We start from the raw sequence: 14,831 nt of genomic DNA on the forward strand, positions 1-14,831 counted from the left end.
GGAGTCAGGCGATCCCCGAGCCGCGGGCGCTGGTCGGCTCGTCCTCAACGCGCATGCCATGGTGTTTGGGGTCGCTCGACCGGGCGAGGCGCGGACAGCTGTTTTCGCGCGTCGCATGGAAGATAGTTGAGCGTCACAGCCTGGGTGGAGTAGTGTGCCGCCGCCGGCACGCGGGGGTTGTCGCGACCGGCGAGTCCCCTTGGGACTGACAGACGAAGCGACGATCGACGACGGGCGCTCGTTCGAGCGCGCCGGAGGACACCATGCGTAACATGAATCTTGTCAGCATTGGCTCGATGGCCCTCATCCTTGGCGCGACCGCCTTCTCCGCGGGGTGCGGGGACGACACCGAGACGACGGGCTCGGGCGGCGGGGCCACCGCGAGCAGCACGACCGGCGAGGGCGGCGGCGGCGGCACGGGCGGCAGCGGCGAGGGCGGCAGCGGCGAGGGCGGTGCCGGCGGCACGGGCGGCGGCGAGGACTGCGTGACCTGCTCGGCGCCCCTCCTCACCGAGGCTGATCCGGCGGACCTGTGCGAGTCCTCGATGCCGAAATACCAGGCGGTTACGCAGTGTATCTGCGAGACGTGTGGCGCGGCGGAGGGCGACCCCTGCTTTGCCGCGTGCGACCCGGAGACGGACGTACCAGCGGACGCCGAGTGCCAGGCGTGCGGCACCGCGGCGGCCACCACCGCTGAGGGCGCGTGCATCGAGCAGGGCACCGACTGTCTCCAGGACGGCCAGTGATCGCGACGCGCCGAGGTCTCGCGGATCCGTCCGCGCGACCTTCGGCGATTCGCGCTGCGGCCGCAGGGAGGGGCGGGAAGCCTGCCTCGCCCGCGGCCGTCGTTTCGCGCTCTCCGCTGTCGCTGCGGGCGCGGTGCGACAGGCGCCTGTCGGTGCGCGGGCGATCCCGCGGAGAGACCTAGTCGACCTCGCTCACCGTCACATCCACGTTCATTGTCTCGGCGGCGGCGGTGTAGAGCGTCCCCGCTGTCGGCGTTGCGTCCATGTAGTTGCGGCCGTAACCGACCCGCACGTGGTCGAGGCTGGCCAGCACGCCGTTCGTGGGGTCGAACCCCTTCCAGCCGATGTTCGGGATGTAGAGCTGCACCCACGCGTGGGTCGCGTCGGAGCCGGCGCGGCTCGCGCCGACGTTGCCGGTATAGACGTATCCGCACACGTAGCGCGCCGGAATGCCGAGCAGCCGCGCCATGCAGATGAACAGGTTCGCGAAATCCTGGCAGACCCCGCGCCGGTTCACGAAGACGTCATACGGGGTGGTCGCGAGGTTCGTCGAGCCCGGCACGTACCGGTATTCGCGGAAGAGCGTCAGGTTGAGCGCGAAGAGCGTCTCCATCAGGTCCGCGTCGTTCTGCTCGACGAACGACATGGCGTAATCGAAGAGCTCCTGGAGCTGGGTGTCGGGGAGCTCCGCCGGGCGCACGTACGGCGCGATGAGCGCCTGCTCCCAGGGCATCCAGACGAGGGGGAACGCGGGCCGGATCGTCTTCTTCGCGAACGCGAACGGATCGGCGTCGCGGAGCTCCACGATCGAGTCGGCCGAGATCGTCAGCGCGGTATACGGGGCGGTGATCTCGAAGCGTGTGACCCGGTTCCCGAAGACGTCCTCGAACTCCACGGTGGACACGTTGGGAGCGATCGTGAGCGTGTGCGAGAGCACCCGTTGATCCCAGTCGTGCACCGGGCAGAGATGCAGCTTGTGCACGCTGCGCTCCACCGGGCGATCGTAGGTGTATCTCGTCGAATGGACGACCCGGAGCCTGCGAATCGTCGGTGCCATGTCGGGCACCCCCGCGCTCACGCCTCGGCGCGCACCGACAGCTCGATCCGCCAGCGCTCGTTCGGCTTCTGCGCCTCGCGGGGGATCGCCTCCAGGAGCAGCGTCCCCACCTCGGTGACCGACGCGCGCAGCCGCACTGGCACCATGTCGCCCTCCCGGCGGCCCTCCGCGGGCAAGGTGACCTCGATCGGCGAGAGCTCCTCGAGCTCTCCGGGCTTCCAGTCCTCGAGCTCGGTCCCGGCCTGGTCATCCCGGCGCACCGACGAGCTGAAGAAGCGGAAGCGCACCGGCTCGCCGACCACCACGCTGAACTCCTGCGGCGGCAGCGTCGCCTCGGTGCCTTCCTCCATGCCGAACGGCGCGAGGCAGAGCGCCGTGATCGGCGGCTCCAGGCCGGGCACCGCGGGAACGGCCCCCTCGATGCCCACGTAGTAGGCCCGCGCCGTCCCGCCGCGGATCCGGAGCCCGCGGCCGCGCCGCGCGAGGCCGTAGGCGGCGGCGCCGCGCGCGACGGCGAGATCCAGGTCGTCGCTCGGGAGCACCCGCGGCCGGGGCGCGCCGTCCTGCTCGAGCCACGCGCCGAGCGTCGCGACGAGCCGCTCGCGCAGCGCCGCGCTCTTCATGACGCCCCCGTTGAAGAGCACCGCCGTCGGGTGCAGGAGGAGCGGCGCGCGGCCGGGCTCGGCGTTCGCGCCTCCCTGTGGGGCGAAGCCCGGAAGCTTCGACGTCGCGCCGGCCTGCCGCCCCAGGAACGCGGCCAGGTGGCGGGTGATCGCCGGGTCCTGCGCGTACGGGAGGCCGAGCTGCGTCAGGCCGGCGCGCGCGCGGGTCGCGGGGCGCGCGGACGAGGGGACCTCGGGGAAGAACCCGTCCACGAGCGTCCGGGTGATCTCGTCGCGCGTGAGCTCGGTCCGGATCGCCGCCCCGAGCAGCTTCGAGCCGCGGCCGGCGATCGCGATCGGCGCCTCGCTGATCGACGGATCGCCGAGCAGCCGCTCCTTCGCGACGCGCGCGGCGTGGGTGAGCGACGTCATCTGCCAGCGATCGAGCTCCTTGCCCTCGGCGGCGAGCTTCGCCTTCACGACGTGCGCGAGCGCGAGGTCCATGTTGTCGCCGCCGAGCAGGATGTGGTCGCCGACCGCCACGCGGACGAGCTCGAGCGAGCCGTCGCGCGGGACCGCGGCGATCGCGGAGAAGTCGGTGGTCCCGCCGCCGACGTCGATCACGAGCAGCACGTCGCCCGGGTGGAGGTGCTTGCGCCACGCCTCGCCGGCCGCGTCGATCCAGGCGTACACGGCGGCCTGCGGCTCCTCGAGCAGGGTGAGATCCTCGAACCCCGCGGCGCTCGCCGCCTCGACGGTGAGATCGCGCGCGGCGGCGTCGAACGACGCGGGCACCGTGATCACGATCTCCTGCTTCGCGAGGGCGAGCGCCGGATCGTCCTTCGCGAACAGGTGATCCCACGCCTCGGTGAGGTGCTCGAGGTACCGCCACGACGCCTCGACGGGCGAGATCTTCTCGATGTCCTCGGGCGCGCCGAGCGGGAGCGTCGATCCGCGCCGGTCGATGCCAGCGTGGCTGAGCCAGCTCTTCGCGCTCGAGATGAGGCGCGCCGGCGCGTCGACGCCGCGCGCGCGGGCGTGCTCGCCGACGGCGAAGCGCCGCTCGGCGTCCCAGGGCAGCGCCTGGGGGCCCTCGCTCTCGTGGGGGATGTACATGAAGGAGGGCAGGAGCGGTCGCGCCTCGAGCGTCCCCTGCGCCACGAGCTGCGGCGCGGCCATCACCTCGGGCGACGGCGTGAGCCGCGCGTCGGCTCCTTCCTCGGGCAGGCGCGCGTAGGCGAGCGCGCAGTGGGTGGTGCCGAGATCGATGCCGATGATGTAGCGCGCGCTCATAGCTCGACCTCCGCGGGGGCGATGATGCTGGCGTCGTGGCCGGCGACCGGCGTCGGCAGCGAGACGTCGTCGGCGCGCCAGCCCCGGTGGCGCAGCACCCCTCTGTAGGGCGCGGTCCCGGACACGTTGCCGATCAGCTTGATCTCGGAGGGGTTGTAGCCGGCCTCGAGCGTCACCTTCTCCCCCTCGTCCTCGCGCCGCACGGGCGCGAGCTTCGCGTGGCTGCGCAGCGCCTTGCGGCAGCCCTCGTGGACCATCCTCGCCGCCACGCCGACGTCCGCGTCGCCGAACGAGGCGATGTCCTGCTCGAGGAAATCGACGAGCCGCCCCTCGCGCTGGAGCAGCGAGAGCAGCTGGAGCGCCGAGCTCACCGCGGGCGCGGCGTGCGGCGCGGGGGCGGCGACCGGCGCGGGGGCGGGCTCGCTCGCCGCAGCCGCGGCGGCCTCGGGGGCCGCGGGCGCGCCGCCTGCGCGATCTCGCTCGAGCCGTCGCGGCTCAGCGCGCTCGGCCGGCGGCAGGGCGGCGACCGCCCCGCGCGCCTGCCAGGCCCGCGCGGCGAACTGGGAATCGAACAGCACGCGGAAGAAGCAGGCGAAGGCGAACCAGAGCCGCGTGGACCAGGGGAGGGGAGGATCGTGGAGGTCGGCCACGGCGAGAGCCTAACGCCGAGCGTGGGGATCGGCACAGAGACCGGCGCGCGGGGCAGGGGGGCGCCTGCCCCGCGCCGCCCGGGGCGACCCCGGGCCCCTCAGAAGGTCGCCCGGAGGACGGGGACGCGGACCTCGTGCCCCTGCGCCACGCCGAACTTGAACATCTCGTCCTGCGAGTAGAGCGGCTTGAACGAGAGCGCGGGCACGCCGAGCGCGACCCGGCGCGGCGTGATGTCGACGAGGCCGAGCCGGGGCGCTTCCCAGCGGGCCCGCCGGAGGATCCGCGCGGCGTCCGTCGTGAGCTGGACGTTGATCCCCGGCTGCGGGGGCTCCGCTGCCGGCTCGTTGCGGATCGGCTCGCTCTGGTCCGAGTCGGGGGGCTTGTACGCGGTGGCGTTCAGGGTGACGACGAGGGTCGGGATGACCAGCGCCATGCCGCCGGCGAGCATGTAGAGCGGCACCTCCGCGGGCGGATCCGCCGCCTCGACGAAGTAGCCGGCGACGCCGCCGCCCACCGCGCCGAGCCCGCCGAACACGAGGTACGGCCAGGCGCGCTCGACCCCGATCGCCCCCATGGTCAGCATCACGACCTCGCCGCCGAGCAGCGCGCCGCCGACGATCCCCTTGCCGTCGACGCTCACCGTGTCGCCCTCGCTCGCCTCCTGCGCGCTCGCGCGCCCGGCAGCGCCGGCGAGCACCGCCGCTGCCACCGACGCTCCTGCCAGACAATGCGCTGCCTTTCGATTCAAGCGGTTCATCGGCATCGTATTTTCCCCGTGTCGACTGTCGCGAAGCCTGCGAGGGCTCAAGCCATGGATCACCGCCGGCCTCATCCGAGCCTGGCGTCCGGGCCGGCCGGCTGGCGATCCCGTTTGGGCCGTCGAGCCGTTCTTGATTTGTGAACCGCTGGCGGAGTGAGCGGGTGCACACGCGCCTCGTCTCTCCTCCAGCGAAGCCGGTGCGCGAGCCTAGCACGGGTCTCAGCGCTTCGAACCGCTGCATTGCCGGTGCGGAGGATGGGTGGTATGGCTCCGACGCAAACCGGGCCGTGGCCCGCCGACCTGCCGCCGAGCGCGCGGCAGCCTTCAAGGGATCAACGCTATGGGCCGCATCGGACCGCTCGAAATCGCTCTCCTCATCGGCCTCGCCTTGCTCCTCTTCGGCGCGGGGAGGATCGCTGACATCGGGAAGGGGATCGGCGAGGGCATCCGGAATTTCAAGAAGGGGATCCGCGACGAGGACGACGAGGATCCCGCCAAGCAGCTGCCGGCGAAGCCCGAAGAGAAGCCAGAGGACACGCAGAAGCCCGTGTAGCGCCCGCGCTGGAACGCGGCGCTCGGGGGCGATCGGGGCGAGCGCGCACCGACGTTGGTCGACGCTCGCTGGAGCGCGTCTATACTCGATCGCCGTATGGCTCACCGACCCATGGAGCGCATCGCCAAGGCGCTCGTCGTCTCCGCCGCGTTCCCGCTGGCAGCGTACTTCGTCCTTCAGTTCGGCCCTGGCGGGCTCTGGCGCGGGTTCGAGCCTGCGCTGGCGGTCACCGGGCAGGTGGCCAAGGCGCCGTACGACCTCACGCGCCTCGAGGCCGTCAACGAGACGCTCAAGATGATCCGCGACAAGTACGTCGAGCCGGATCGCGTCAAGCCGAAGGAGATGCTGCTGTCGGCGCTCAACGCCGTCCAGCGCGACGTCGCGCAGGTGATCGTCCTCAACGAGGATCCCAACGAGGTCACCGTCCGCGTCGAGACCAGCGAGAAGAAGTTCCGGATCGACAACATCCAGGGCCCCTGGGACGTCTCCGCGCGCCTCCGTGAGGTCTTCACCTTCCTCCAGAAGAACCTCCGCGGCACCGAGGTCGATCTGCGGGACGTCGAGTACGCCGCGTGCAACGGCATGCTGCACACGCTCGACCCGCACTCGTCGTTCCTGAGCCCCGAGGCGTACAAGGAGATGAACCTCTCCACGTCGGGCGCGTTCGGCGGGCTCGGCGTCGTGATCTCGATCCGCGACCAGATGCTCACCGTCCTGAACCCGATGCCCGACACGCCCGCGGGCAGGGCGGGCCTCAAGCGGCTCGATCGGATCGTGAAGATCAACAACGAGTCGACGCTCAACATGCCGCTCGACGACGCTGTGCGGAGGCTCCGCGGCGATCCCGGCACCCCGGTCACCGTGTGGGTGACCCGCGACGGCGAGGGAGGGTGGCAGGGGCCGAAGGCCTTCGAGCTGACGCGCGAGGTGATCAAGGTGAGGTCCGTCGAGTCGCGCGCCCTCGAGGGCGGCGTCGGCTACGTCCGGCTCAAGACGTTCCAGGCGACCTCGACCGCGGAGCTCGACGCGGCGCTCGACGGGCTGCGCAGCAAGGGTCAGCTGAAGGGGCTCGTGCTCGATCTGCGCGGCAACCCGGGCGGCCTGCTCGACCAGGCCGCGCGCATCGCCGACAAGTTCCTCGCCGACGGCGTCATCGTGTCCACGGTCGGCGCCTCCGAGGGGCGCGAGGAGAAGCGCGCCAAGGGGCCGGGCACCGAGCCGCTGTACCCGATCGTGGTGCTCGTGAGCGGCAACAGCGCGAGCGCGAGCGAGATCGTGGCCGGCGCGCTGAAGAACAACGATCGCGCCGTCATCGTGGGCTCGCAGACGTTCGGCAAGGGCAGCGTGCAGCTCGTCTTCCCCGACGTCACGGCCGAGAAGGCGGCCCTCAAGCTCACGATCGCGCAGTACCTGACGCCGGGCGACATCTCCATCCAGGGCGTCGGCGTCACGCCGGACATCGAGCTCGATCCGATGACGGTCGACGATCTCGAGATGGATCTCACGGTCCAGAAGGACGGGCTCCGGGAGCGCGATCTCTCGGCGCACCTCTCGAACGCGCGCGCGGCGGCCGCGGGCAAGCCGTCCGAGGTCGTCCGTTACCAGCTCACGAGCGCCGAGCGCGAGCGGATGCGGGAGCGCGGGGGCGACATCGACGAGGACTTCGCCGTCGACTTCCCCATCCGCTTCGCGCGGGATCTCGCCGCGCGGATGCCGCCCTCCACGCCGAGGCTCCTGCAGCTCCGGGCGATGCACGACTACATCGAGCAGGTCGGCAAGGAGGAGCTCGGCAAGGTCGCGGCCGAGCTGACGAAGCTCGGCGTCGACTGGTCCGACGCGCCCGAGGGGGCCACGCCGGCGGCGAAGTCCGAGCTCGACGTGAAGGTCGAGACCGATCGCCCCAATGCCGAGGTGACCGCGGGGCAGCCGATGGAGCTCCGGGTCACGGTGAAGAACAACGGAAAGCAGCCGGTCTACCGGCTCCGCGGGACGACGGAGAGCGACAACCCGTACTTCGACAGCAAGGAGCTCATCTTCGGCAAGATCGGCCCCGGCCAGACGAAGAGCGCGAAGGCGCCGCTCGGCTGGTGCGAGGTCGAGGGGCGGAAGGTCGGCTCGACGAAGCCGAGGAAGGCGAACGAGAAGCGCGTCTGCACGATCCCGATGGACGCCCTCTCGCGGAGCGACGGCCTCAAGGTGAAGTTCGAGGTCGCCGCCGCGCCGGAGCCGCCGGCGGTCGAGATCCGGCCCACGGTGCGCGCGCTCGACCGGCCGCTCTTCCAGTACGCCTATCAGATCGCGGACGACCGCGAGGGCAACGGCGACGGGCTCATCCAGAAGGGAGAGCGGGTCAGCATGTACCTGACCGTCAAGAACGTCGGCAAGGGGCCGTCGTACGAGACGCAGGCGAACATCGCGAACCTGTCGGGAGACGGGCTCATGCTGCACGCGGGGCGCTTCGACATCTCGAACATCAAGCCTGGCGACGTGCGCAAGGTGGTCTTCAGCTTCGACGTGGAGCAGCACCTGTCGGAGCCCGAGGCGACCCTCACGCTCTCGGTCGGCGATCGCGATCTCCGCGAGTTCGCCAGCGAGAAGGTGAAGATCCCGATCTCGCCGCGCATCCAGCTGAGCGGCGGCGGCTCCACCATGAAGGCTGCGGCGGAGGGGGCGACCCTGCTCCCGTCGCCCGAGGCGAGCGCGCGCGGCTTCGGCCGGCTCCCGGCGGGCGCCGTGGTCAAGGTGCTCGGCGAGGCGCCGGGCGGGTTCCTCAAGATCGACCTCGGCGCGGGGCGCTTCGCGTTCGTCGCGGCGCGCGAGGTGGCCCCTGGCGGCGGGCCGGCCCCGGCGGCGGTCGCGTTCGAGGACCTCTACTCGCACGCGCCGCCGACGCTGGACATCGCCGCGGCGGCGCTGGCGACGACGGCCGGCACCGTGAAGATCACGGGGACGGCGTCGGACAGCGAGCGGCTGCTCGACACCTTCATCTTCGTCGGGTCGCGGAAGCTCTACTACAAGTCGAACCGCGACGGCGCCGACCCGAAGAAGGCCGAGTTCTCGTTCGAGGCGCCGCTCCGGCCGGGGGTCAACGTGATCTCCGTGGTCGCGCGCGAGACGCCCGACACCACGACGCGGCGCACGCTCGTCGTGCGCAAGGACGGGCCTGACGGCTCGATCCTGAAGACCCCGAAGTCCGACAACCCCGTGGACGATTGGATTGCGGACCGCGGCGGTGAGGAGTAGGTCGCTGGCAAATGGACGAAGGCGACGACAGCCAAGGCGACATGGACCACCGCGGTGACGGGCGTACAGGGCAATGCTCCGCCGGGCTGCCCTGCCCGGCGAGGATCTGGTAGCCTCATCACGTGGGACTCCTCGCCTGGCTCGGCCTGAAGCAGGGAGGCTCGTTCCCGAACCTCGACGCCCTCCTGACGGAGCTCCGCGCGGCGCTCCCGGACGACGAGGCGGTCGTCCTCCGCTACATCGCCACCGTCATCGTCCTGCTCGGCAAGGTCGCCTGCGTCGACGGCCGCTTCTCCGACAAGGAAGACGAGCTGCTCCGCGAGCTGCTCACGCACGTCGACGGGCTCGCGCCGAGCGGCGTCGAGGCGGTGTTCAACGCCCTCCAGGGCAAGCTGCCCGCGCTCCAGGAGGGCGAGGTCGACCGCTGTTACCGCGAGCTCAAGGCGCTCTGCAACGCGAGCGAGCGGGTGGAGGTCGTGCGCCTCTTGATCCGGCTCGCGGCGGCGGACGGCGCGCCCACGCCGGCCGAGCGGGCCGAGATCGAGCGCATCGCCGAGGAGCTCGGCGTCTCGCTCACCGACATCGAGCCCGACCTCGCCGTCGAGGCCGTCCATCAGGCGGGCTCCCTGGCGCCGCCGGACGACCGGAGCGATCCCGGCGGCGAGCCCCCGGCGTGAGCCGGGCGCAAGCGCGCTCGTCTGCTCCGTCTGTTCCGTCGCGCTCGATCAGTCGCGCGCGTCGCGCTGCTCGGCGCTGCCCTCGGGGCTCGGAGCGCGGCTCGCGAGGCCGAGCGCCCGTCGCTGCTTCAGCGCCGTGAGCGCCACGAACAGGACGAACAGGACGGCCCCGAGCACCGCCACGAGCACGCCGAAGTTGAAGAGGTAGTGCGCGCCCTGCGCGCCCCCCACCCCCATCAAGAAGATGCCGAGCAGCGCGATGCCCGCGCCGATGACGGGATCAGGGCCGACGTCGTTCTCCGACGTCGCACGCGAGAGCCCGCTCCCCTGGACCCCGGAAGCCTCGTTGCTCATCGGATGGCTCACACGGAGGAGCTTAGCAAACTGGTCCACCGCCCGAAACCCGCCCGCGCCGGACCCGGGCTATGCTGCGCGGGTGAGCACGCCCACCCACCCACGCAACGACCGTCCTTCTCCGCCCGCGCCGTCTGACTTCGCCGGGCGCCGCGTCATCTGCTTCGAGAGCCGCCGCGCCTCCGAGATGGCCTCGCTGATCCAGCGGTATGGCGGCGTGCCCGTCACGGCGCCCACGCTCCGCGAGGTGCCCATCGACAGGAACGAGCGCGCCCTCGACTTCGCGCGGCGCCTCGCGGGCGCCGAGTTCGACCTCGTGATCCTGATGACCGGCGTCGGGACCCGGGCGCTCGTGGCCGAGGCGGCGCCTGCGCTCGAGCCGAACCAGGGCGGCGGGGCGTCCGATGGCGACGGTGGCGCGGACGCCCAGGGCGTATCTCTCCTGGCGGCGGCGCTCTCGTCCGTGCAGATCGTCGTGCGCGGCCCCAAGCCGGCCGCGGCGCTGCGCGAGCTGGGCCTGACCCGCTTCACCACCGTCCGGGAGCCGAACACGTGGCGAGAGATCGTCGAGGCCGTCAGCGCGCTCGGCGACCTGCGCGGAAAGCGCGTCGCCGTCCAGGAGCACGGCGCGCCGAGCCACGAGCTCTACGCGAGCCTTGCGGCGGCCGGCGCGCAGGTCACGCCGGTGCCGGTGTACCGCTGGGCGCTCCCGGAGGACACGGCGCCGCTCCGGCAGGCGCTCCGCCTCATGGCGGACGGCGGCGCGGCGATCACGCTCTTCACGAGCCGCGCGCAGGTCGAGCACGCGCTCCTCGTGGCGGCCGAGGAGGGGCTCGTCGAGCGGCTGCGCGCCGCGCTCGCGCGGGGCGTGGTGGCGTCCATCGGGCCGGTCTGCACGGAGGCGCTGCGCGCCGAGGGGATCGAGCCGGATTTCGAGCCGGAGCACCCGAAGATGGGCCACCTGGTCAAAGCGGCGGCCGCGCGCTCGATCGAGATCCTCGTCGCGAAGGGAAATCAGGGCGACGCGCCCCTGCCGGCTCAGTCTTCGTAGTCGTCGTACGCCTCGTCCTCGTCGGTGGAGCGCGCCACGGTCGCCGGTCGGGGCGCCAGGCTGGGCTCTGCGCCGGCGGCCGCGCGCGCATCCATGTCGGCGTGGCCCCTGTCGATCAGCTCGGCGCGGTAGAGCACGCGCCCGTCCTCCGCCGTGATCTCACCGCCCACGTCGCCCCAGGTGAAGTCGTCGCTCTGGAGCGTGCGCATCGTCGCTTTCGTCTTGCCGATGCGCACGCGGAAGCTCGTCCGCTGGCACGGGATGGAGGCGCCGCCGACCTCGACGTTCACCGCCTCGCTGCCGAGCACGTCCTCGTTCTCGTCGGCGGCGAGCGCGGTCTTGGCCATCATCGCGTCGTAGGCCGAGAGGGTCGCCGGCCGCTCCGCGCCGTCGTCGATCCACGCCGCGCCGAGGATCTCACCGCGCCTGCTGGGCTCGTCGCTCATGCGGACCCGCAGCGCCTCGGCCTGCTTGCCGTCCTCGAGGGTCACGTCGACCACGAGGACGTCCCCCTCGCGCGCGACGACCCGCTGCGTGAGGAGCAGCGGCGTCTTCCTGAAGCTGCCCGAGAACCGGTAGGCCACATAATCGCCGGGCTTGCGCGCGCCCGGCGCCTGCTCGGCGATCAGGCCGCGCTCGCCCGGGCCCTTCGCGCGCTGCGGGACCTCGCGCCGCGCTTGCGCCGCCACCTTGGCGGAGGCGTCCTGCGGGCGACCGGAGCGAGCGTTCGTCTCGATCCCGGCGCCGCAGCCGGCAGCCAGGACCGAGGTGAGGGCGGCGAGGAGGAGCGGTCGGTTCATGCTCGTCCGGTACCGGAGAGCGCCCGCCGTGGCCCAATTTCTGGCGGTTCCAGGGCGCACCCGCGCGACCGCGCGCGGGCGGTGTTCAGGGCAGCTTGCCGCTCGGGAGCATGTCGTCGAAGGCGGCGTCGAACTCGTCGGCGATCATCTCGGCGCCGACGGCGCGCGCGGCCGGCTTCGGGACGTCGATGCGGCGCAGCCGCTCCGCCACGCTGCCGCGCGGGTCGCTGTAGCTCGGGCTCATCCTGGCGACGCGCTGGAAGTAGTAGAGCGCCTGCTCGGGGACGCCGCGCATCTCGTAGGCGTTCGCGATCTCGTAGGTCAGCGCGAGCTCCTGCTCGACCGTCTTGTGCGAGGCGTGCAGCCCGCGGATGAGCGCGTCGATGCCTGCCTCGATGTTGCCCATCTGGAGGTGGGTGACGCCGATCATCGATTGGCAGACGCACTCTCGCCCGGGGTCGCGGGAGGCGAGCTCGAACTCGCCGATGGCGTCGGCGTAGAGGCCCATCTCCTTGTAGGCGACGCCGAGATCGTAGTGCGTCGACGCGTCGGACTCGGAGATCTGCGCCGCGACGCCCGCCTTGAACTGCTCGAAGACGCTCTCGACGCTGATCTGCCGAGGATCGTCCTGGACGCCCGTCACCGAGCCCGGCACGACCTCGAGCTCGTCGATCATCTTGAGCGACTCGGCGATGTCGAACGCGCGATCCTCGTCCGGCCGCTCGCTGCCGCGCGGGACGGCCCGGGTGCCGCTCTCGTTGTCGGTCGCCGCCCGCACCACCACCCGCGCGTCCGAGGCCAGCTCCGTGACCTCGCGCAGCCGTTCCATCAGGAGCGGGTGGTTCGGCAGCCGCGCCAGCTGCTCCTCGAGGATGTTCCGCGCCTCGTCGAACATCCCGTGCTGCGCGAAGAACTCGACCTCCTCGAGCGCGTCCTCGTCGAGCGCGTCCGCGCGCCGCAAGGAGCCCGGCGGCACGGAGCGGCCCGACACCGGCCGGACCGACGCCGGTCGGCCCGACACCGGGCTGTACAGGGCCGGCGGCGGCGCGGCGAGCACGGGAGGGGGAGGTATCGACGACGCCGGGGGCGGAGCCTGGGACGCAGCGACGGCGAGGGGGTGCTCGGGCGCGCGGCTCGGGTTGACCGACGCCGTCTCCTCCTCCTCGTCGTCGATGGCCTCGAGCTCCTCGACCTCCTCGAGCTCCTCGACGTCCTCGATCGGGAAGCTCGGCAGCGGCGGCTCGTTCGCGAATGGATCGTCGAGGTGCGTGACGAGCTCGGGCCGCCGGGGGAGCGCCTCGACGACGCCGTCTTCATCGAGGGTGTACGCGGGCAGCGGCGCGTCGGGGTCGTAGAGGTCCTGGCTCGGCACCTCGGACGCATAGGCGTCGTTCTCACCGGCCGTCGGTGAGGCTTCCGGCCCGGCGGTGTCTTCCTCCGCGAGCTCCTCCTCCTGCGGCACGGCGTAGCCGAGCAGGTTGAGCATCTCCGTGGCCTGGGCGTTGCCGGGATCGAGGAGCAGCACCTCGTCGAGGAGCCTCGCCGCGTCGTCGACGGCGTCCTCGCTGGCCAGCTGCTGCGCGAACGCGAGCATCTGCTCGACGGCGGCGTCCTGGTCGCCCGCCTCGATCAGGACATCGCAGAGCTTCTCGCGCAGCTCTCGAGCGGCCGGCAGCCGGGCGACGCCGCCCTGGAGGAGGGCGATCGCCTTGTCGTACTGCCGGTCGCGCCGGAGGCTCTCGGCGTGCGCGACGAGCTGCCTCGGGCTCGCGATCGGCGACGTCGAGGGCTGCGACGCGCGGAGCGGGATCGGCACCGCGGACGCGGGCTCGTCGTCCTCGACGTCGAGCTCCTCCGCCTCCTCGTCCTCCTCCTCCTCGAGCTCGACGTCGATCGACGCGCGCGTGTTCCTCGACGAGGGCGCGATCTGGGAGGCGAGCTGGCGCACGCCCTCGTCGTTCGGGGCGCGCGTGATCAGGGCCGAGACGAGCGCGGTGAACTGGTCGACCCGCCCGGCCTCCTTGGCGATGCGCGCCGACTCCTTCTGCACCTCGATCGCCTTGGCCGGCTGCCCGAGCAGGTCGAAGGCGCGGGCGAGGAGCGCGAGCGTCTCCAGGTCCTTCGGGTTCTCCTTGAACGCGATCTGGAGCTTGGTCAGGGCCGACATCCCGTCGCTCGGGTCGCCGCGGTCGAGGTAGATCTCGGCGGCCATGCGGGCGAATCGGGCGTCGGGGCGGTGCTGCAGCAGGCGCTCGACCACCTTCAGCGCGTCGTCGCGCCGCCCGAGCTTGAGCAGGAGCTCGGCCGCCGTCCCGAAGCGCTGGATCGCGGCGTCGTAGTCGCGGACCCGGATCAGCGCCTCCGCGAGGCGGAGATAGGCGAGGGGGTTGTTCGGGTCGAGGTCGACGACCCGCTTGAAGATGTCGATCGCGTCGCGGTCGCGCCCCGCGCGGAGCAGGCGCGTCGCGACCTCGTCGTAGGCGGCGAGCGCGTCGCTCGTGAGCCCGAGCTGCGTGTAGATCTCCGCGAGGCGCGGGACGATGTGGCCGAAGCGATCCTCGTACTGCGGGACGTGCTTGTGGATGATCTCGCGGATCTGCTTGTAAACGGCGATCGCCTTGAGCGCGAAGCCCTGGAGGGAGTAGAACTGGCCGACGCGCTCGTAGGTGGTGATCGCCTCGACGTACTCCTCCGTCTTCAGGTAGAGGTCGCCGATCTTGAGCAGCGTGCGGACGTCCTTCGGATCGTCTGCGACCAGCTTCTGGTACTCGGCGATGGCCTTGTCGAAGCGCTTCCGCTCGACAAGCTTCTGCGCGGTCTGGAGTACCTTGTCGCGATCGACCGCCACGGCGATGGGAATCTCCTGCTGAGGGCAGCGAGGCGTTGCTCGGGCGCCTCGCCGGCATCCCTCACCTCGCCTAAAAAACACCTAGCCAATCCCGCCACCACGTACAAGCGCGCGGCACCGGAAGTTCCGGAAGCTACCGCGAAGGTGCTTGTTTGCAGTGTGCGGCCCCCCGGGGGCCCTGTCTGACGACGCGGCG

The 14,831-nt window shown here is 71.8% G+C and carries 12 protein-coding genes; 5 read left to right on the plus strand and 7 right to left on the minus strand.

What is annotated here, in order from left to right:
* Positions 1-296 precede the first annotated feature (296 nt).
* Positions 297-746: a hypothetical protein gene (locus ACSRUE_RS16280; protein ID WP_437943230.1), complete on the plus strand. Its 450-nt coding sequence runs from the start codon at positions 297-299 to the stop codon at positions 744-746.
* Positions 747-924: 178 nt separating this feature from the next.
* On the opposite strand, the gene ACSRUE_RS16285 is transcribed toward ACSRUE_RS16280, so the two are convergent.
* The 4 genes from ACSRUE_RS16285 to ACSRUE_RS16300 form a co-directional block, all read right to left on the minus strand.
* Positions 925-1,803 carry a transglutaminase family protein gene (locus tag ACSRUE_RS16285; RefSeq protein ID WP_441291795.1) on the minus strand — a complete coding sequence of 293 codons (879 nt, stop codon included), beginning with the start codon at positions 1,801-1,803 and terminating at the stop codon, positions 925-927.
* Between the two features lie 17 nt (positions 1,804-1,820).
* A complete protein-coding gene (locus ACSRUE_RS16290) occupies positions 1,821-3,698 on the minus strand; it encodes an Hsp70 family protein (protein ID WP_441291796.1) in 1,878 nt (625 codons plus the stop codon).
* Positions 3,695-4,348: a DUF2760 domain-containing protein gene (locus tag ACSRUE_RS16295; RefSeq protein WP_437765098.1), complete on the minus strand. Its 654-nt coding sequence runs from the start codon at positions 4,346-4,348 to the stop codon at positions 3,695-3,697. The genes ACSRUE_RS16290 and ACSRUE_RS16295 overlap by 4 nt, the downstream gene beginning before the upstream one ends.
* A gap of 98 nt (positions 4,349-4,446) precedes the next feature.
* Positions 4,447-5,058: a hypothetical protein gene (locus tag ACSRUE_RS16300; RefSeq protein ID WP_441291797.1), complete on the minus strand. Its 612-nt coding sequence runs from the start codon at positions 5,056-5,058 to the stop codon at positions 4,447-4,449.
* Positions 5,059-5,449: 391 nt separating this feature from the next.
* Here ACSRUE_RS16300 and ACSRUE_RS16305 point away from each other — a divergent pair, with 391 nt between their 5' ends.
* The 3 genes from ACSRUE_RS16305 (at position 5,450) to ACSRUE_RS16315 (ending at position 9,582) form a co-directional block, all read left to right on the plus strand.
* On the plus strand, positions 5,450-5,662 hold the full coding sequence (locus tag ACSRUE_RS16305) for a twin-arginine translocase TatA/TatE family subunit (RefSeq protein WP_437765100.1): 213 nt from the start codon (positions 5,450-5,452) through the stop codon (positions 5,660-5,662).
* A gap of 96 nt (positions 5,663-5,758) precedes the next feature.
* A complete protein-coding gene (locus ACSRUE_RS16310) occupies positions 5,759-8,905 on the plus strand; it encodes an MXAN_5808 family serine peptidase (protein WP_441291798.1) in 3,147 nt (1,048 codons plus the stop codon).
* A 122-nt stretch (positions 8,906-9,027) separates the two neighbouring features.
* Positions 9,028-9,582, plus strand: coding sequence for a TerB family tellurite resistance protein (locus ACSRUE_RS16315; RefSeq protein ID WP_441291799.1), 555 nt, complete (start codon positions 9,028-9,030; stop codon positions 9,580-9,582).
* Positions 9,583-9,630: 48 nt separating this feature from the next.
* On the opposite strand, the gene ACSRUE_RS16320 is transcribed toward ACSRUE_RS16315, so the two are convergent.
* Positions 9,631-9,936, minus strand: a complete 306-nt coding sequence (locus tag ACSRUE_RS16320; RefSeq protein WP_044966374.1) for a hypothetical protein — start codon at positions 9,934-9,936, stop codon at positions 9,631-9,633.
* Positions 9,937-10,018: 82 nt separating this feature from the next.
* Between ACSRUE_RS16320 and ACSRUE_RS16325 the strand changes: the two genes are divergently transcribed.
* A complete protein-coding gene (locus tag ACSRUE_RS16325; RefSeq protein WP_441291800.1) occupies positions 10,019-10,987 on the plus strand; it encodes a uroporphyrinogen-III synthase in 969 nt (322 codons plus the stop codon).
* On the opposite strand, the gene ACSRUE_RS16330 is transcribed toward ACSRUE_RS16325, so the two are convergent.
* Both ACSRUE_RS16330 and ACSRUE_RS16335 read right to left on the minus strand, forming a co-directional pair.
* A complete protein-coding gene (locus ACSRUE_RS16330) occupies positions 10,975-11,787 on the minus strand; it encodes a hypothetical protein (protein WP_441291801.1) in 813 nt (270 codons plus the stop codon). The genes ACSRUE_RS16325 and ACSRUE_RS16330 overlap by 13 nt on opposite strands.
* 85 nt (positions 11,788-11,872) lie before the next feature.
* A complete protein-coding gene (locus tag ACSRUE_RS16335; protein ID WP_441291802.1) occupies positions 11,873-14,635 on the minus strand; it encodes a tetratricopeptide repeat protein in 2,763 nt (920 codons plus the stop codon).
* Positions 14,636-14,831: the final 196 nt, after the last annotated feature.

This window comes from Sorangium sp. KYC3313 (genome assembly GCF_052075895.1).
In the GTDB taxonomy this organism is placed as follows: Bacteria; Myxococcota_A; Polyangia; order Polyangiales; family Polyangiaceae; genus Sorangium; species Sorangium cellulosum_B.

Bases quoted from the DNA above. Each gene is read 5' to 3' on its own strand.
- ACSRUE_RS16280 (WP_437943230.1), top strand. From the start codon at position 297: ATGGCCCTCATCCTTGGCGCGACCGCCTTCTCCGCGGGGTGCGGGGAC.
- ACSRUE_RS16285 (WP_441291795.1), bottom strand. From the start codon at position 1,803: ATGGCACCGACGATTCGCAGGCTCCGGGTCGTCCATTCGACGAGATAC.
- ACSRUE_RS16290 (WP_441291796.1), bottom strand. From the start codon at position 3,698: ATGAGCGCGCGCTACATCATCGGCATCGATCTCGGCACCACCCACTGC.
- ACSRUE_RS16305 (WP_437765100.1), top strand. From the start codon at position 5,450: ATGGGCCGCATCGGACCGCTCGAAATCGCTCTCCTCATCGGCCTCGCC.
- ACSRUE_RS16310 (WP_441291798.1), top strand. From the start codon at position 5,759: ATGGCTCACCGACCCATGGAGCGCATCGCCAAGGCGCTCGTCGTCTCC.
- ACSRUE_RS16320 (WP_044966374.1), bottom strand. From the start codon at position 9,936: ATGAGCAACGAGGCTTCCGGGGTCCAGGGGAGCGGGCTCTCGCGTGCG.
- ACSRUE_RS16330 (WP_441291801.1), bottom strand. From the start codon at position 11,787: ATGAACCGACCGCTCCTCCTCGCCGCCCTCACCTCGGTCCTGGCTGCC.